The sequence below is a fragment of the Janibacter melonis genome (genome assembly GCF_020567375.1).
GTDB lineage: Bacteria > Actinomycetota > Actinomycetes > Actinomycetales > Dermatophilaceae > Marihabitans > Marihabitans melonis.
Genome location: NZ_JAJBZM010000003.1, coordinates 387,333 through 404,153, shown reverse-complemented (window position 1 = coordinate 404,153; position 16,821 = coordinate 387,333). Strand labels below are relative to the sequence as shown.

Annotated in this window: 15 protein-coding genes, 1 pseudogene and 1 riboswitch; of the genes and pseudogenes, 7 read left to right on the top strand and 9 right to left on the bottom strand. The window is 73.4% G+C overall.

Annotated elements, in window-relative coordinates:
* Positions 1–43 precede the first annotated feature (43 nt).
* From LIV55_RS14065 to LIV55_RS14050, 4 genes are all read left to right on the top strand, one after another.
* On the top strand, positions 44–1,555 hold the full coding sequence (locus tag LIV55_RS14065) for a molybdopterin-dependent oxidoreductase (RefSeq protein WP_229300678.1): 1,512 nt from the start codon (positions 44–46) through the stop codon (positions 1,553–1,555).
* A gap of 98 nt (positions 1,556–1,653) precedes the next feature.
* Complete coding sequence (locus tag LIV55_RS14060; protein ID WP_201465763.1) at positions 1,654–2,316, top strand: fasciclin domain-containing protein; 663 nt, start codon at positions 1,654–1,656, stop codon at positions 2,314–2,316.
* 40 nt (positions 2,317–2,356) lie between these two features.
* Positions 2,357–2,959 (top strand): ECF RNA polymerase sigma factor SigK, encoded by a 603-nt coding sequence (gene sigK / locus LIV55_RS14055; RefSeq protein ID WP_123091174.1) that lies wholly within the window; start codon positions 2,357–2,359, stop codon positions 2,957–2,959.
* Entirely contained in the window at positions 2,956–3,729 is a 774-nt protein-coding gene (locus LIV55_RS14050) for an anti-sigma factor (protein WP_123091175.1), read from the top strand. The genes sigK and LIV55_RS14050 overlap by 4 nt, the downstream gene beginning before the upstream one ends.
* Here the strand turns inward: LIV55_RS14050 and LIV55_RS14045 are convergent.
* Positions 3,726–4,613 (bottom strand): WD40/YVTN/BNR-like repeat-containing protein, encoded by an 888-nt coding sequence (locus LIV55_RS14045; protein ID WP_229300677.1) that lies wholly within the window; start codon positions 4,611–4,613, stop codon positions 3,726–3,728. The two genes, LIV55_RS14050 and LIV55_RS14045, sit on opposite strands and share 4 nt — an antisense overlap.
* Before the next feature lie 210 nt (positions 4,614–4,823).
* Here LIV55_RS14045 and LIV55_RS14040 point away from each other — a divergent pair, with 210 nt between their 5' ends.
* The gene (locus tag LIV55_RS14040; RefSeq protein WP_123091177.1) at positions 4,824–5,819 is read left to right on the top strand and encodes a malate dehydrogenase; all 996 of its coding nucleotides are present in this window, start codon (positions 4,824–4,826) and stop codon (positions 5,817–5,819) included.
* A 98-nt stretch (positions 5,820–5,917) separates the two neighbouring features.
* On the opposite strand, the pseudogene LIV55_RS17335 reads toward LIV55_RS14040, so the two are convergent.
* The 8 genes and pseudogenes from LIV55_RS17335 to sucC all read right to left on the bottom strand — a co-directional run.
* A pseudogene (locus tag LIV55_RS17335) lies at positions 5,918–6,112 on the bottom strand (DUF3017 domain-containing protein); the annotation flags it as partial.
* 115 nt (positions 6,113–6,227) lie between these two features.
* Entirely contained in the window at positions 6,228–7,085 is an 858-nt protein-coding gene (locus tag LIV55_RS14035; RefSeq protein WP_229300676.1) for a bifunctional methylenetetrahydrofolate dehydrogenase/methenyltetrahydrofolate cyclohydrolase, read from the bottom strand.
* A 43-nt stretch (positions 7,086–7,128) separates the two neighbouring features.
* Positions 7,129–8,106 carry a DMT family transporter gene (locus tag LIV55_RS14030; protein ID WP_123091179.1) on the bottom strand — a complete coding sequence of 326 codons (978 nt, stop codon included), beginning with the start codon at positions 8,104–8,106 and terminating at the stop codon, positions 7,129–7,131.
* Positions 8,096–9,751 (bottom strand): bifunctional phosphoribosylaminoimidazolecarboxamide formyltransferase/IMP cyclohydrolase, encoded by a 1,656-nt coding sequence (purH, locus tag LIV55_RS14025; RefSeq protein WP_229300675.1) that lies wholly within the window; start codon positions 9,749–9,751, stop codon positions 8,096–8,098. The genes LIV55_RS14030 and purH overlap by 11 nt, the downstream gene beginning before the upstream one ends.
* Positions 9,752–9,805: 54 nt before the next feature.
* A riboswitch (ZMP/ZTP riboswitch) is annotated at positions 9,806–9,883 on the bottom strand.
* An 8-nt stretch (positions 9,884–9,891) separates the two neighbouring features.
* Positions 9,892–10,497, bottom strand: coding sequence for a phosphoribosylglycinamide formyltransferase (gene purN, locus LIV55_RS14020; protein ID WP_229300674.1), 606 nt, complete (start codon positions 10,495–10,497; stop codon positions 9,892–9,894).
* A 69-nt stretch (positions 10,498–10,566) separates the two neighbouring features.
* Positions 10,567–11,769, bottom strand: coding sequence for a cell division protein PerM (locus LIV55_RS14015; RefSeq protein ID WP_229300673.1), 1,203 nt, complete (start codon positions 11,767–11,769; stop codon positions 10,567–10,569).
* A gap of 647 nt (positions 11,770–12,416) precedes the next feature.
* Positions 12,417–13,307, bottom strand: a complete 891-nt coding sequence (sucD, locus tag LIV55_RS14010) for a succinate--CoA ligase subunit alpha (RefSeq protein WP_068273342.1) — start codon at positions 13,305–13,307, stop codon at positions 12,417–12,419.
* A gap of 16 nt (positions 13,308–13,323) precedes the next feature.
* Entirely contained in the window at positions 13,324–14,505 is a 1,182-nt protein-coding gene (sucC, locus tag LIV55_RS14005) for an ADP-forming succinate--CoA ligase subunit beta (RefSeq protein WP_068273341.1), read from the bottom strand.
* A 241-nt stretch (positions 14,506–14,746) separates the two neighbouring features.
* Here sucC and LIV55_RS14000 point away from each other — a divergent pair, with 241 nt between their 5' ends.
* The gene (locus LIV55_RS14000) at positions 14,747–15,658 is read left to right on the top strand and encodes an esterase/lipase family protein (RefSeq protein ID WP_229300672.1); all 912 of its coding nucleotides are present in this window, start codon (positions 14,747–14,749) and stop codon (positions 15,656–15,658) included.
* A 143-nt stretch (positions 15,659–15,801) separates the two neighbouring features.
* Positions 15,802–16,716 (top strand): M23 family metallopeptidase, encoded by a 915-nt coding sequence (locus LIV55_RS13995; RefSeq protein WP_229300671.1) that lies wholly within the window; start codon positions 15,802–15,804, stop codon positions 16,714–16,716.
* The last annotated feature ends 105 nt before the right edge of the window (positions 16,717–16,821 follow it).

The window sequence follows — 16,821 nt, the reverse complement described above, 5'->3', positions numbered from 1 at the left end:
CCGCACGCCCATCCGGACGGCGGGTCTGCGCCGAACCTCCACCATGGAGAGATCTCAGACCCCCGACCGGGTGGGCGCCCTGCACGGGCTGCTCGCAGCCGCCCTGGGCACCGGCGCGGCGCACCTCGTCGCCGCGCTCGTCGACCCCGCCGCCTCGCCGGTCCTCGCCGTCGGGTCCACGGTCATCGACGCCACCCCCACCCCCGTCAAGGAGTGGGCGGTCTCGACCTTCGGCACCGCCGACAAACCGATCCTCGTCGGATCCGTCGCCGTCGTCACCCTGCTGCTGGCCGCCCTGGCCGGCGTCCTGCACCGCACCCGGCCGGTGCTGGGCCTCGGGCTGCTCGCCGCGCTCACCGCGCTCGCGGGTGCTGCTGCGCTCAGCCGGCCCGCTGCCGGCCCCGCCGCCGTGCTCCCGTCGGTCGTCGCCGGAGTCCTCGGCTGCGCCACCCTCGCCTGGCTCGCCGGCCGTCGTGAGGCCGACACCTGGGCGGCCCCCGGCCAGCCAGCCCGCCGCGGGGTCCTCGCCGCCGGTGGCGCGGGCGTCGCCGCCGCGGCGCTCGGCGGCGGCGGTCAGGTCATCACCGCTCGCCGCCGCGTCCCCGAGATCGCGCTGCCGGAGCCCACGACCTCTCCCCGGCCGCTCCCCGCCGGCATCGAGGGCACGCACGAGGGGGTCTCCCCCTTCGTCACCCCGCGGGACGCCTTCTACCGGGTCGACACCGCCCTCACCGTGCCGCGTGTGGACCCGAAGGACTGGCAGCTCGTCATCGACGGCGACGTCGAGCGGCCCCTCACCCTCTCCTTCGACGAGCTGCTCGAGCTGCCGATGATCGAGAAGGACATCACGATGACCTGCGTGAGCAACGAGGTCGGCGGCGGCTACGTCGGCTCCGCCCGCTGGCTCGGGGTGCCCACCCGCACCCTGCTCGAGCGCGTCGGCGTGCGCCCCGGCGCCGACCAGGTGCTCAGCACGAGCGTCGAGGGTATGACGATCTCGACCCCGGTCCAGGCGCTCCTGGACGACCGCGACGCGCTCGTCGTCGTCGGCATGGACGGCGCGCCGCTGCCCCGCGAGCACGGCTTCCCCGTGCGCCTCGTCACGCCCGGGCTCTACGGATTCGTCGGCGCGACGAAGTGGCTGACGAAGATGACCCTGACGACCTACGCCGCCCAGAGCGCCTACTGGACCGACCGTGACTGGGCGACCGACGCCCCGGTGCTCACGCAGTCGCGCATCGACACCCCCAAGCCGCTCGACCCCATCCCGGCCGGGAGCACCGTCATCGGCGGTGTCGCCTGGGCCCAGCAGCGCGGCATCGAGCGCGTCGAGGTGAGGATCGACGACGGCGAGTGGCAGCGCGCCACCCTGGGTCCCGATGCAGGCATCGACTACTGGCGTCAGTGGTACCTGCCGTGGCGGGCCACCCCCGGCCGTCACGACATCTCGGTCCGCGCGACCGACGAGACCGGCTACACCCAGACCACCGAGCGGGCCACGCCCTTCCCGAAGGGGGCCACCGGCCTGCACACGATCGCCGTCGTCGTCACCTGAGGGCTCGTCCGAAAAAGGTTGCGCCGCAGACCCATCCGATCTGCGCGCAGCGACGAAGACCAGGTGTCAGCTTGATCCCCTCAGAGAGGACCGCTCCCATGCGACGCATCACCCGCACCACCGCCCTGGCCACCCTCGCCGCCCTCCCCCTCGCGCTCACCGCGTGCGGTGGCGGCGACACCGACACCGCCAGCGGCTCGAGCACCAGCTCCGGCATGAGCTCCTCGTCCTCCTCCCCCATGGAGTCCAGCTCCAGCTCGAGCGACGACATGGCCATGGGCGACGAGCCCTTCGGCCCCGGCTGCGAGTCGGTCCCGGCCGACGGCGCGGGCTCCTTCGCCGGCATGGCCAAGGACCCGGTCGCGACCGCCGCGAGCAACAACCCCGACCTCAAGACGCTCGTCGGCGCGGTCAAGGAGGCCGGCCTGGTCGACACGCTCAACAGCTCCGAGGACATCACCGTCTTCGCCCCGACGAACGACGCCTTCTCCGCGGTCGACAAGAAGACTCTCGACTCGGCGATGGCCGACCCGAAGGGTCTGCTCACCACCGTCCTCACGCACCACGTCGTCAAGGGCAAGCTCACGCCCGAGGACCTCGCGGGCACGCACAAGACGCTCGCCGGTGACGAGATCACCGTCGAGGGCTCCGGCGAGGACTTCACCGTCGGCGACGCGAAGGTCGTCTGCGGCAACGTCCAGACCTCCAACGCCACCGTCTACATCATCGACGGCGTCCTCATGCCCGAGATGAAGAAGTAAGAAAGCACGACCACGGCGGGGGATGAGTGATCATGGGTGCATGCGGGCGTTGTCGAGCGATGATGAGTCACCGGTCGACGACGCCCGCGCACCTGTGGTCCCCGACCTCGCCGCCCTCCTGCGTCGCTCTGCGACCGGGGACGAGTCAGCCTTCGCCGCGCTCTACGACGCGACGGCCTCACGGGTCTACGGTCTCGTCGTGCGCGTCCTGCGCAACCCGGCGCAGTCCGAGGAGGTCGCCCAGGAGGTCTTCCTCGACATCTGGCGCACCGCGAGCCGCTTCGACCCCGCCCGGGGCAGCGCGCTCGGGTGGATGCTCACCATCGCCCACCGCCGCGCCGTCGACCGGGTCCGGGCCAGCGAGGCGGCCGACCACCGCGACCACCGCTACGAGGTCGAGACGCACAGCCCGGCCTACGACTCGACCGCCGAGGTCGCCGCGGCCCGCCTCGAGGCGGCCCGGGTGCACCGCGCGCTGGGGGACCTCACCGAGGTCCAGCGCGAGGCCGTCACACTGGCCTACCTCGGGGGGTACACGCACACCGAGGTGGCCGCGCTGCTGGACCTGCCGCTCGGCACCGCGAAGACACGCATCCGAGACGGCCTGATACGACTACGAGACTCGCTGGGGGTGACCGCATGAACGCCGAGCTGCACACGCTGACCGGGGCCTACGCCCTGGACGCACTCGACGACGCCGAGCGGTCCGCCTTCGAGGAGCACATGCGCGAGTGCGCGGCCTGCCGCGAAGAGGTCGCCTCCTTCGCCGAGCTCGGCCCGCTGCTCGCCTCCGACGAGGCCGTCTCCCCGCCGCCGAGCATGCGCGCCTCGGTCCTCGCCGGCATCACCCAGACCCGTCAGCTGCCGCCGCTCGTCGGAGACCAGGACGGTCACGCCGGCGCCGAGAGCACCTCCGAGGGCGTCGACCCGCAGCAGGGCCGGCACGCCGACGTCGTGCCGATCACCACGACGCGTCGGTGGGGCCGCCGCGTGAGCGTCCTGGCCGCCGCGGCCGCGCTCGCCGTCGGGGGCACCGTCGCCTGGCAGGTCACCCAGACCGAGCAGAGCAGCCAGACCGACATGGCCCAGCTCGTCATGGACGCGCCCGACGCGCGGACCGCCCGGGCGCAGGTCACGGGCGGGGGCACCGTCGAGGTCGTGCGCAGCGCGTCGATGGACGCCGCAGTCCTCGTGCCCACGGACCTGCCCGAGACGGACGCCGACAAGCGCTACCAGGCCTGGCTCGCAGACGACTCCGGCACGATGCACGCCTCGACGGTCTTCGCGTCGGGCTCTGCCCCGGTCCTGCTCACCGGCGACGCGTCCGGCGCCACCGGCGTCGGTCTGACGATCGAGCCGAGCAGCGGCTCGAAGCAGCCGACGAGCGACCCGATCGCCGTCGTCGCGCTCTAGGCGACCGGCTCCCACGAGGAGAGGTCGGCGCTGCTCCACGAGCTCGTGCCGACGAGCCACCCACCCTGCTCGCCCAGGACGACGGCGGCGGTGCGGGCGCCCGAGACGCACGTCGCGTCCTCGAGGTCGGCCTGCGAGGTGGTGCCGGACGCCACGGAGAGCCCGTCGCACCCGGTGACGACCGAGCCCACGAGGAGCCGCTCGCCGCTCACGGCGAGCGAGGTCACCCCCTTCGCCCGGCCGACGCCCTCCCAGCTGGCCCCGGTGTCGGTGGTGCGCCGCAGGGTGCCGTCCGAGCAGGCCGCCCACGCGCTCGTCTCGTCGACGGGCGCGAGTCCGACGGCCCGCGCCGACCCGCACGCGTCGACCTCCTCGCCACCGGGGACGAGGACATTCCCGTCACGCAGAGGGGCCCAGGTCTGGCCCGCCGACGTCTCCTGCCAGGTCTGACCGCCGTCGCCGGTGCTCTTGACGACCGTCTCGGGGCACCCGCGGTCGGCACCGACGGCGAAGCCCACCGAGGGCTCGGTGAGGCGCAGGCGGTAGACGACCTGCCCGTCGTAGCGGGTGCGCTCCCAGCTCGCGCCGCCGTCCTGCGAGCGCTCGACGACCGCCGCGTCACCGGTGCACCGGGCGACCGAGGCCCGCCACAGGGTGTCGCCGACGGAGGTCGCGACGTACCGCGCCGCCGGGGCCGCGGGCTTCGAGGTCGCGCTCGGCGAGGCAGAGGGCGAGGCCGACGTCGCGGTCGGCGCAGCCGCGGGCTCGGGCACCGCCGCGTCCGCCCCGCTGCCGGGCAGCAGCCCGAAGACCCAGGCGAGGAGCACGGCGTCGGCGAGGAGCATGACGACGAGGGCGAGCACGCCGAGCCGGCGCTGGGTCATGACCGGCCTCCGGCCACCGCTGGAGCCACGGCGCTCCCCCTTCGAGTCGGGCGCGGCGGGTCGCCGCGCAGGTGCCTGACGGCACCACCAGATCTCACCACATCCGGGCTCCCCCGGTCCTCGCAGCGTGACCCGGCTGCCCGTCCGGCCGCGCGAGCGGGCTAGAGTCGAGGGACATCCGACACCCACGACGAAGGGGTAGAAGTCCCAGTGAGCACCACGCCCGTCAAGGTCGCCGTCACCGGCGCCGCCGGTCAGATCGGCTACAGCCTCCTCTTCCGCATCGCGAGCGGCTCCCTCTTCGGCCCGGACACCCCGGTCGAGCTGCGCCTGCTCGAGATCACCCCTGCCCTCAAGGCCCTCGAGGGCGTCGTCATGGAGCTCGACGACTGCGCCTTCCCGACCCTGGCCGGCGTCGAGATCGGCGACGACCCCGAGGTCGTCTTCGACGGCGTCAACCACGCCCTGCTCGTCGGCGCGCGTCCCCGCGGCCCGGGCATGGAGCGCGGCGACCTCCTCGAGGCCAACGGCGGCATCTTCGCCCCGCAGGGCCAGGCGCTCAACAAGGTCGCGGCCGACGACGTGCGCGTCACGGTCACCGGCAACCCGGCGAACACCAACGCGCTCATCGCGATGAGCAACGCCCCCGACATCCCGCGCGAGCGCTTCGCGGCGCTGACCCGTCTCGACCACAACCGCGCGATCAGCCAGCTCGCGGCGAAGCTGTCGGTCCCCGTCACCGAGATCCGCAAGATGACGATCTGGGGCAACCACTCGGCGACCCAGTACCCCGACCTCTTCCACGCCGAGGTCGGCGGCCGCAACGCCGCCGAGGCCGTCGGCGACCAGGAGTGGCTGGAGTCGACCTTCATCCCCACCGTCGCCAAGCGCGGCGCGGCGATCATCGAGGCGCGCGGCGCGTCCTCCGCGGCGTCCGCGGCGAGCGCCACCGTCGACCACGCCCGCGACTGGGCGCTCGGCACGCCCGAGGGCGACTGGGTCTCGATGTCGGTCGCGTCCGACGGCTCGTACGGCGTGCCGGAGGGCCTCATCTCCTCCTTCCCCGTCACCGTCTCCGGTGGCGACTGGAGCATCGTCCAGGGCCTGGAGATCGACGACTTCTCGCGCGGCCGGATCGACGCGTCCGTCGCCGAGCTCGAGGAGGAGCGCGAGGCGGTCAAGGGCCTGGGTCTCATCCAGGGCTGACCGCCCCTCCCCATGACGAAGGGGGGTGCCCCCCCGGGGGGGGGGCCCCCCCCCGCCGGGGCGGGGGGGCGGGTGCGACGCAGCGCCAGGCCGACGACGAGGACGGCAGCGCCGAGCGCGACGAGCACGAGGACGTCGAAACCGCGGGAGCGCACGACGAGCCCGCCGGCGACCGTCTCGGGCACGACGGCGCGGATCGCCGCGCCGAGCCACAGGCCGGAGGCGACGAGGATGACCGCCCAGCGCAGCTGACCGAGGGCGAGGACGACGAGCGCGACCGCCCCGACGGCCACGACGAGCCACCACGCGGACAGGCGCGGGGTCGCCGGGGGCCGCTGCTCGGGGGCGACGACACGAGGCTGGGTCTCGACCTCGATCTCGCGGGGCTCCTCGCTCACGACGGGCCGGTCAGAGCTGGCGCTCGGCGGCGGCGACGACGTTCGACAGCAGCATCGCGCGGGTCATCGGGCCGACGCCCCCGGGGTTGGGGCTGACCCACCCGGCCACCTCGGCGACGTCGTCCGCGACGTCTCCGGCGACCTTCGAGCGGCCGTCCTCGGCGACGACGCGGCTCACGCCGACGTCGAGCACCGCGGCACCCGGCTTGACCATGTCGGCGGTGATGATGCCCGGCACGCCCGCGGCGGCGACGACGACGTCGGCCTGGCGGACCTCTGCGGCGAGGTCACGGGTGCCGGTGTGGCACAGCGTCACCGTCGCGTTCTCGGAGCGCCGGGTGAGGATGAGGCCGAGGGGGCGGCCGACGGTGATGCCGCGGCCGACGACGACGACCTTCGCGCCGGCGATCGGCACGTCGTGGCGCCGCAGCAGCTCGACGCAGCCGACGGGCGTGCACGGCAGCGGTGCCTCGTGACCGAGGACCAGCCAGCCGAGGTTCGTCGGGTGCAGCCCGTCGACGTCCTTCGTCGGGTCGACGGCGGAGAGGATGGCGTTCTCGTCGAGCCCGGTGGGCTGCTGGACGATGAAGCCGGTGCACGCGGGGTCCTCGTTGAGCTCGCGGACGACGGCGAGGACCTCGTCGAGCGTCGAGCTCGCCGGCAGGTCGCGCCGGATGCTCGTCACGCCGATCTCGGCGCAGTCCTTGTGCTTGGCGCCGACGTACCACTGGCTGCCGGGGTCATCGCCGACGAGCACGGTGCCCAGGCCGGGGACGACGCCGCGCTCGCGCAGGGCGGCGACCCGTCCGGTGAGCTCGCGCTTGATGTCGGCGAGCACGGCCTTGCCGTCGAGGAGAGTGGCGGTCACGGGGAGCATCCTTCCATCGCAGGGGTGAGGTCGGGGCGGGGCGTCATCGAGCGGCCACCACCCGGGTGCGCCGGCGCGGACGTGCCGCCCAGCCGGCGAGCGCCGCGGCGCCGAAGGTGATGAGCACGCCGAGGATCATCACGGCGCTCACCTCGTGACCGGCGCTGGGCCAGACGACGTCGATGAGCACGGCGGAGCCGAGCTGGCCGGTGAGCAGGGCGAGCCCGAAGAGCAGGACGCCGACGTGGGCGACAGCCCACGCGGCGATGGCGATGAAGGCGATGCCGGCCAGACCGCCGAACCACGCCCACCACGGCACGCCCTCGAAGCTCGTGGGCCGGTAGCTGCCCCGCGAGTACTGGACGAGGGCGAGGAGCAGGAGCAGGGTCGTGCCGGCGACGAAGTTCTGACCGGTCGTCGCGAGCACATGACGGCTCTCGAGGTTGACCCGGGCGTTGACGCCCTGCTGGAAGGCAACTCCCCCGCCGGCGAGAAGCGCGAGCACCACGGCGAGCACCGAGATGCCGCCGTCGCCGAAGGACCCGCTCACCGTCACGGCCACGCCGACGACGGCGAGGAGGGCTGCGAGCACCCGGACCGGCTGGACCGGACGACGGCCGCCGGGACCGACACCGAGCCGGTCGACGGCCAGGGCGTTGCTCGTCTGCCCGGCGACGGTCGCGACCGTGAAGATCGCGACGCCGACGAGCGGCACTGCGTACGTCTGCACGGCGACGAAGACCGCGCCGAGGGTCCCGCCGATGCACTGCCACCAGCGCAGCCGGCCGGCGCGCAGGGCCGCGGCGATCCGGCCGATGCCCGAGCGGACGGCGGGCAGGAGGGCGAGGAGGAGCAGGAGGGCCAGCCCGGATCCGAAGCTCCACAGCGCCGCCTGCACCGGCGCCCCGATCGTCGCGGAGATCTCGCCGTTCATCCGGGCCTGCAGGGTCGTCAGCAGGCCGCCGAGGCAGGCGAGGACGAGGGCGAGCGCGTGCTGGCGCCCGCCCTCCTCAGTGGGCAAAGTGCCGGGTCCCGGTGAAGTACATCGTCACGCCGGCGGCCTGGGCGGCCTCGACGACCTCGGGGTCGCGCATCGACCCGCCGGGGGCGACGACAGCCCGCACGCCGGCGTCGAGGAGGACCTGGAGCCCGTCGGCGAAGGGGAAGAAGGCGTCGGAGGCGGCGACAGCGCCGGAGGCGCGCTGCTCGCCCGCGCGGTCCACGGCGAGGTGGCAGGAGTCGACACGGTTGACCTGGCCCATCCCGATACCGACGGACGCGCCGCCGCGGGCGAGGAGGATCGCGTTGGACTTCACCGCGCGCACGGAGCGCCACGCGAAGTGCAGGTCGGCCAGGGTGGCGTCGTCGGCGGGCTCGCCGGACACGAGGGTCCACCGCGAGGGGTCGTCGCCGTGGCCCTGGGTCGGACGGTCGCCCTCGGCCGGCTCGAGCACCGCGTCAATCGCGTCGCGCTGCTGCACGAGCAGGCCGCCGCCGATCGGGCGCACCTCGACGCCGCCGGTGCGCGGCGGCGGGCAGGTGAGCAGGCGGATGTTCTTCTTCGCCGTGAGGATCTCGAGCGCCTCGTCCTCGAAGGCCGGGGCGAGGACGACCTCGGTGAAGATGTCGGCGACGGTGCGGGCCATCTCGGCGCTCACCGGACGGTTCGTCGCGATGATGCCGCCGAAGGCGCTCACGGGGTCGCACTCGTGGGCCTTGCGGTGGGCGTCGGCGATGTCCTCGCCGACGGCGATGCCGCAGGGGTTCGCGTGCTTGATGACGGCGACCGTCGGCTGGTCGCCGTGGTCGTAGGCGGCGCGCACGGCCGCGTCCGCGTCGACGAAGTTGTTGTACGACATCGCCTTGCCGTGGAGCTGCTCGGCCTGGGCGAGCGCCGGGGCCGCTCCCCCTTCGATGCGGTAGATCGCGGCGGCCTGGTGCGGGTTCTCGCCGTAGCGCAGGACGTCGGAGCGGCGCCACGTCGCGCCGAGCCACGACGGGAAGCCGGTGCCCTCGCTGCTGTCGGTGACGACCGAGCCCATCCACGACGCGACGGCGACGTCGTAGGTCGCCGTGTGGACGAAGGCGTCAGCGGCCAGCCGCTGACGCTGCTCGAGGGTGAAGCCGCCCTCGGCGACCGTGCGCAGGACCTCGGCATAGCTCGTCGGGTCGGTGACGACGGCGACGCTCGCGTGGTTCTTCGCGGCGGCGCGCACCATCGTCGGCCCGCCGATGTCGATCTTCTCGATGCAGTCCTGGACGCCGGCCCCGGACGCGACGGTGTCGGCGAAGGGGTAGAGGTTGACGACGACGAGGTCGAAGGGGGCGATGTCCAGCTCCTCGAGCTGGGCCTGGTGCTCCGGCAGGCGGGTGTCGGCGAGGATGCCGGCGTGCACCCGCGGGTGCAGGGTCTTCACGCGGCCGTCGAGGCACTCCGGGAAGCCGGTGAGCGCCTCGACCTGCGTCACGGGCAGCCCGAGGCGCTCGATGGTCGCGGCGGAGCCGCCGGTGGAGACGAGCTCGACACCCGCGGCCACGAGACCGGCGACGAGCTCTTCGAGGCCGTCCTTGTCGTAGACGGAGACGAGGGCGCGGCGGACCGGGCGGCGGTCCTGCGCGGCCTGGTCGAAGGGGACCTCGGGCGTGGCGGTGGTGGACTCGGGCATGGCGTGCTCCTCGCGGTCGACGTCGGTGGTCCTGTCAGGTGTCCCTGTCAGCAGGAGGCGCACCCAGGCGGGCGATGCACCCCGACGTCACTCCCCGGTGGTGACCCACCTGCGCCAGTCGTGTCCGGCCAGGGTATCGCTCAGCGCGCGCCCCACCGAACCGAGCGGCCGTCGACGACGTAGCCCTCGGTGATGGCGCGGGCGAGCGTCGCGACGAGCATCTCGCGCTCGACGAGCTTGATCCGCTCGTGCAGCGAGGCCTCGTCGTCGCCCTCCTCGACCCGCACGGCGACCTGCTCGAGGATCGGACCGGTGTCCACGCCGCCGTCGACGAGGTGGCAGGTCGCGCCGGTGACGCGCGCACCGCCCGCCAGGGCGTCACGGACGCCGTGGGCACCCGGGTAGCTCGGCAGCAGCGCGGGGTGGGTGTTGACGACCCGGTGGGCGAAGTGCTCGACGAAGGTCGGGCCGAGGATCTTCATGAAGCCCGCGGTGACGACGAGGTCGGGGTCGTGCTCCTGCACGGCCTGGGTGAGGGCGCGGTCCCACTCCCCCCGGTCGGCGTGGTCACCGACCCTCAGCACGAAGGTGGGCACGCCCGCGCGCTCGGCGCGGCGCAGCCCCTCGACGTCGGGGCGGTCGGACCCGACGGCGACGACCTGCGCGCCGTAGGCGGGGTCGGCGCAGGCGTCGAGGAGGGCCTGCAGGGTGGTGCCGGAGCCGGAGACGAGGACGACGAGACGCACCTGACCAACCTAGCGGGGCCGGCATGCGCGCCCTTCACGCCGTCTCAGCGGCGCAGCCGCCGTGCCGTCTCAGCGGCGCAGCCGCCACCAGTCGTGGGCGAGGACGAGCGCCGCCCCGATGCCGAGGTCGACGACGAGCGCCAGGGCCAGGCGCGGCGCCGGCACCCCGATGCGGGCGAGGCGCTCGGAGCCGAGCGAGCCACCGGCGACGGCGTCGAGCAGCGCGACCGCGACGGCCGCGACGACGACGGCGCAGCCGACGACGGCGGCCTTGTCCACGGTCCGCGACAGCCGGGAGATCCGGGCGAGCGACTGACGGGCGAGCCAGGCGCCGAGGAGGACGGGGACGAGCACCGAGAGCCGCGCGACCCACGGCAGTGCGCCGGGCTCGGGGTGAGCGGCGAGGACCGGCACCATCGGCAGCAGCGCGGTCTGCGACTCGGCCCACGTCGTCTCAGCGCCGAGCGAGACGGAGAAGCCGGGTCCGGCGAGCCAGCCGAGCCCCCACAGACCGATGTTCGGCAGCGCGAGGACCTGGAGGGCGGCGAGGAGCGCTCCCCCGGCCACCCCGGCGTCGAGCTCGGAGTGCACGTGGAGCACCCGGCTGAGGTGCACGACGACCATGACGACGACGAGGAGAGAACCGGCGAGCACGAGCGCGCCGGCCGTGTGCAGACCGGGCACGACGGCGCGGCGCAGCGCGACCGGGAGCACCCCGAGCAGCCCCGCGCCGACCTCGTCGTCGCCGAGGACGAGACCGAGGAGCGGCACGAGCAGGACGGGCAGGAGCAGCGAGAGCAGTCGCACGTCGAAGGGGCCGGCCAGGCTCGCGCCCCACGCCGCGAGCGCGGCGAGGGCGTAGCCGGCCAGCCAGGCGACGGCCACGCGCGTCCGGGGCTGCACGACCCGCTCGCGCCAGGTGAGCTCGGGGGCGAAGGGGGACCCCTCCACCTCCCGCAGCGCCCGGCGGGCTCCGGCCCGGGCGGCCCAGACGAGCAGGGCGAGCGCGAGGAGGGGCACGAGGGCGATCGTCGCGGTGCCCAGGCCGAGGCGGGCGCCGCCGAGGGCGAGCCACACGGCGGAGCCGGCACCGATGGTGCTGCCGACGGGAGCGCCGCCGCCCGAGAGCAGCACCGCCGTGAGGACGAGAGCGGTGACGACGACCCAGGTCGCGGCGGCCGTCAGGGCACCACGACCGAGCGCGGCGAGCTCGGGGCGCTGGTCGCCCGTCTCGTCGGCGGTGGCCGAGCGGATGCGGTCGATGACGGTCATCGCCCACATCGTCGGTCACGGCGCGCGTCGCACCGTGGAGGCAACGCCGGGCGCGGCGAAACACGGCGAAGGTTTCTCGCCGGGCGGCACGAGACCCGGCCCGGACATGAGGCAGCGCCGACCCGGGAGCAGGGGGGTGTCGACCGGGTCGGCGCTGGTGAGAGCAACACTAGGGCCTCTCGCCCGCTCGCGCCACGCAGACGCGAAATCTGCCGTTGAAAGATGGATCACCCTGCTCGACCCCATCCGACGAGCGGCCCCCGTTGCTGGTCGAGGTGCGACGCAGGGAGCCCGTCGCTGGTCGAGGTGCGACGCAGGAGCCCGTCGCTGGTCGAGGTGCGACGAAGGAGCCTCGAGACCACCCCTCGTGGCCTCGAGGCTCAGGCCTGGCGGCCTTCGCACCTCGACCACCAAAGCCCCCCTCGTCGGTCAAGGTGCGACGAAGGAGCGTCGAGACCACCCCTTCGCCGGTCGAGGTGCGACGCAGGAGCCTCGAGACCACCGCACGTGGCCTCGAGGCTCAGGCCTGGCGGCCTTCGCACCTCGACCACCAAAGGCCCCCCTTCGCTGGTCGAGGTGCCCGCGCGCACGACGAAGGGGGACCGCCCTGGCGGGCGGTCCCCCTTCGGCAGAGGTGGTGCGGGAGGTCAGGCGCTGATCTGGGCCATGATCTCGCGCATGAGGGCCGCGGTCTCGGACGGCGTCTTGCCGACCTTGACCCCGGCGGCCTCGAGGGCCTCCTTCTTCGCGGCGGCCGTGCCCGAGGAGCCCGAGACGATGGCGCCGGCGTGGCCCATCGTCTTGCCCTCGGGAGCGGTGAAGCCCGCGACGTAGCCGACGACCGGCTTGGTGACGTGCTCGGCGATGTAGGCCGCGGCACGCTCCTCGGCGTCGCCGCCGATCTCGCCGATCATGACGATCGCGTCGGTGTCGGGGTCGGCCTCGAAGGCCTCGAGGCAGTCGATGTGCGTCGTCCCGATGACCGGGTCGCCGCCGATGCCGACCGCCGAGGAGAAGCCGAACTCCTTGAGCTCGTACATCATCTGGTAGGTCAGCGTGCCCGACTTCGAGACCAGGCCGATGCGGCCCGGGCCGGCGATGTCGGCCGGGATGATGCCGGCGTTGGACTGACCGGGGCTGATCAGGCCGGGGCAGTTCGGGCCGATGATCCGGGTGCCCTTGCCGAGGCTGTAGTTGTAGAACTCCGCGGAGTCCTTGACCGCGATGCCCTCGGTGATGACGACGGCCAGGCCGATGCCGGCGTCGATCGCCTCGACGACGGCGGACTTGGCGAAGGCCGGGGGCACGAAGACGACGGTGACGTCGGCGCCGGTGGCCTCCATCGCCTCGGCGACGGAGCCGAAGACGGGGACCTGCTTGCCCTCGGGGAAGTCGACGGTCTGGCCGGCCTTGCGCGGGTTGACGCCGCCGACGACGTTCGTGCCGGAGGCGAGCATGCGCGTCGTGTGCTTCATGCCCTCGGAGCCGGTCATGCCCTGGACGACGACCTTGGAGTCAGCGGTGAGGAAGATTGCCATTTGAGTCTCTTCGTCCTTACTTGGCGGCCAGCTCGGCGGCCTTGCGGGCCGCGCCGTCCATGGTCTCTTCGATGGTCACGAGGGGGTGGTCGAAGTCGGCGAGGATCTGCCGACCCTCGACGACGTTGTTGCCGTCCAGACGCACGACGAGCGGCTTGGTCGCCGAGTCGCCGAGGGTCTTCAGCGCGCCGACGATGCCGTTGGCGACCGCGTCGCACGCGGTGATGCCGCCGAAGACGTTGACGAAGACGGACTTGACCTGCTCGTCGCCGAGGATGACGTCGAGGCCGTTGGCCATGACCTCCGCGGAGGCGCCGCCGCCGATGTCGAGGAAGTTGGCCGGCTTGCTCGCGCCGCCGGTGTGGTCCTCCCCGGCGTAGGCGACGACGTCGAGGGTCGACATGACCAGGCCCGCGCCGTTGCCGATGATGCCGACGTTGCCGTCGAGCTTGACGTAGTTGAGACCCATCGCCGCGGCCTTGGCCTCGAGCGGGTCGGCGGCGTCCTTGTCCTCGAGCTCGGCGTGGCCGGGCTGGCGGAAGTCGGCGTTGCCGTCGAGGGTCACCTTGCCGTCGAGGGCGACGATGTTGCCGTCCTCGTCCTTGACGAGGGGGTTGACCTCGACGAGGGTCGCGTCCTCCTCGCGGTAGACGGTCCACAGCGACTTGAGGACCTCGGCGACCTTGGGGGCCGTCTCGGCGTCGAAGCCGGCGGCCTGCACGATCTCGGTGGCCTTCGCGTCGTCGATGCCGACGTTGGGGTCGACGGCGATCTTCGCCAGCGCCTCGGGGCGCTCCTCGGCGAGCTGCTCGATCTCCATGCCGCCCTCGACAGAGCACATGGCGAGGTAGCGGCGGTTCGCGCGGTCGAGCAGGATCGAGAAGTAGTACTCCTCGGCGATCTTCGCGCCCTGGGCGATCATCACCTTCTTCACGGTGTGGCCCTTGATGTCCATCCCGAGGATCGCCTGCGCGTGGACCTCGGCCTCCTGCGCGGTCTTGGCGACCTTGACGCCACCGGCCTTGCCTCGGCCACCGGTCTTGACCTGGGCCTTGACCACGGTGACGCCGCCGCTGCGGGCGCCGATCTGCTCGGCCGCGGCCAGGGCCTCCGCCGGGGTGGTGGCCACGGCGCCGGCCAGGACCGGGACACCGTGCTTCTCGAACACGTCACGTGCTTGGTACTCGAAGAGATCCACGAGCGTTATCCGTCCTCTTTCTCGGGCACAGGGGCATGGCTGTCGCACATGCCCCACGGGTGTAGTCCCGGAGCCTAGACCTCCCGCCGTCACCCGGGCACGCCCGGTCCTGCGGGTGGGACGCAGGCCCCGGCGAAGGGGGCGCCCACCCCCGTCGTCGGCCCGACCGCACGAGGACGCACGAAAACCCTCGACACACAAGGCCATCGGGGCAGGTCAGACGGTTACTGTCGATCTCGTCATGGAGCCGCAGCCACGCCTCGTCACGCACGAGCCGAGCACCCCGCCGACATCCGGGGATCTCGGGCCGTACGTCGTCGAGCGTGCCCGCGCCCTGGCCAGCCCGCACGCCGTCCTGGGGTCGATGGTCGAGGCGATGTGGGGGCTGAGCCATCTCGCGGTCTACCCGCTCGGGGCGCTCGCGCCGCGGCGGGGCGGAGCCGGTCATCGCTACCGCATGGAGCACCTCACCCCGCTCCAGCGCGGCATGGTCGTCTCCGGTGTGGCCGAGAGCGGCACGCCGATCCTCCTCATCCACGGGATGGTCGACAACCACTCGATCTTCGCGCTGCTGCGACGGGGTCTGCAGCGGCGCGGCTTCAGCCGGGTCTACTCGATGAACTACTCGGTGCGCACGTCCGACGTGCGCACCGCCGCGGCACAGCTGGCCGCGGAGATCGAGCAGATCTGCGAGGAGACCGGGTACGAGCGGATCCACGTCGTCGCGCACAGCCTCGGTGGGCTGATCGCGCGCTACTACGTGACCCGTCTCGGTGGTGACGACCGAGTGCACACGGTCGTCACCCTCGGCTCCCCCCACCAGGGCACGCACATGGCCCGCCTGCTCCCGCTGCGGATCGCCCGCCAGCTGCGGCCGGGCAGCCCCCTCTTCGAGGAGCTCGACCGACCGGTCCCGGGGTGCACGACGCGCTTCGTGTGCTTCTGGTCTGACACCGACGAGGCCGTGCTCCCGGCCCACCACGCCCAGCTGCGACACCCCGACCTCGCGGTGACCGACGTCCCCCTCACCGGCGTCGGCCACCTGTCCCTGCCGATCCTGCCCAGCGTGGCCCACCGGATCTCCACGACCCTGACCCAGCTCGACAACGACGGAGCGCCCACCGCGTCAGTGACCTCGATCACCCCGGCCTAGCGCCTCGACAACCGCATATCGCCACTCGCACGGGCCCTCGCGGACTCGGGCGAGCCGCTGTCCACAGCCCGAGTTTTGTGTAACGAAGTGGTCACGCTAGGCTCGCCGAGATTTGTCCGCGACCCCCTGCGAGGACTTTCTCGATGTCAAGCTATTCCGGGCGCCACCGCACGCCCACCCGCGCCGAGCGACGCGCCACCACCGGCCGTCGTCGGCTCCCCAAGGCCTTCGGTGCCGGATACGCCCTGCCCACCGCCGCTGCCGCGACGCTCGTCGTGACCGCCGGCGGGGCGACCGCAGCCCAGAGCACCGCGCTCGCCTCGGGCACGGCCGTCAGCGCCTTCACGGCCCCGGCTGCCCAGCACAGCGAGGCGCTCGCCGACCCGGCGCTCGCCGAGCGCTCGAAGGGCGAGGTCGCCCAGACCGTCGCCGGCTACACCGACCTGGCGCAGCGACGCCAGGAGAGCAGCCAGTCCGTGGCCGAGGGCCAGGGGCGGGCGCAGGAGCGCCAGCGCGTCGCCCGCGACAAGAAGCGCAAGGAGCTGGCCGCGCAGAAGCGCGAGGCCGCGAAGCAGCGTGCCGCAGAGAAGAAGGCCGCGGCCAAGGAGCTCGGCGTCTCCACCGAGGACGTCACGGTCGACGCCGCGGGCACCCCCGCCGTGGCCGACGGCGCCTGGGTCCTGCCGCTGACCAACCCCGTCTTCACCTCCGGCTTCGGCCCCCGCTGGGGTCGGATGCACGCTGGTGACGACTTCGGCGTGCCGATCGGCACCCCGCTGCGCGCGATGAGCAACGGCGAGGTCGTCTTCGCCGGGCAGCAGAGCGGCTACGGCACGATGGTCGACATCCGCTACAGCGACGGCACGATCTCGCGCTACGGCCACATGAGCAGCCTCCAGGTCACCGTGGGCCAGAAGGTCTCCGCGGGCGAGCAGGTCGGCCTGTCCGGCAACTCGGGCCGCTCGACCGGGCCCCACCTGCACCTCGAGATCCACCCGGGCGGTGGCGAGCCCGTCGCGCCGCGCTCCTGGCTGGCCGCCAAGGGTCTGACCTACTGATCCGACCCGTCCACGGGGTCGTGGGCATGAGAGAGGGGGGGGGGCCTGAAAGGGGGGGGCGCGCCCCGCGGCCGGGGGGGGCGGGGGCAGGCGGCGGGGGGCGGC

Coding starts and splice junctions, on each gene's coding strand:
- LIV55_RS14065 (WP_229300678.1), top strand. CDS start 44: ATGGAGAGATCTCAGACCCCCGACCGGGTGGGCGCCCTGCACGGGCTG.
- LIV55_RS14060 (WP_201465763.1), top strand. CDS start 1,654: ATGCGACGCATCACCCGCACCACCGCCCTGGCCACCCTCGCCGCCCTC.
- sigK (WP_123091174.1), top strand. CDS start 2,357: ATGCGGGCGTTGTCGAGCGATGATGAGTCACCGGTCGACGACGCCCGC.
- LIV55_RS14050 (WP_123091175.1), top strand. CDS start 2,956: ATGAACGCCGAGCTGCACACGCTGACCGGGGCCTACGCCCTGGACGCA.
- LIV55_RS14045 (WP_229300677.1), bottom strand. CDS start 4,613: ATGACCCAGCGCCGGCTCGGCGTGCTCGCCCTCGTCGTCATGCTCCTC.
- purH (WP_229300675.1), bottom strand. CDS start 9,751: ATGCCCGAGTCCACCACCGCCACGCCCGAGGTCCCCTTCGACCAGGCC.
- LIV55_RS14015 (WP_229300673.1), bottom strand. CDS start 11,769: ATGACCGTCATCGACCGCATCCGCTCGGCCACCGCCGACGAGACGGGC.
- sucD (WP_068273342.1), bottom strand. CDS start 13,307: ATGGCAATCTTCCTCACCGCTGACTCCAAGGTCGTCGTCCAGGGCATG.
- LIV55_RS14000 (WP_229300672.1), top strand. CDS start 14,747: ATGGAGCCGCAGCCACGCCTCGTCACGCACGAGCCGAGCACCCCGCCG.
- LIV55_RS13995 (WP_229300671.1), top strand. CDS start 15,802: ATGTCAAGCTATTCCGGGCGCCACCGCACGCCCACCCGCGCCGAGCGA.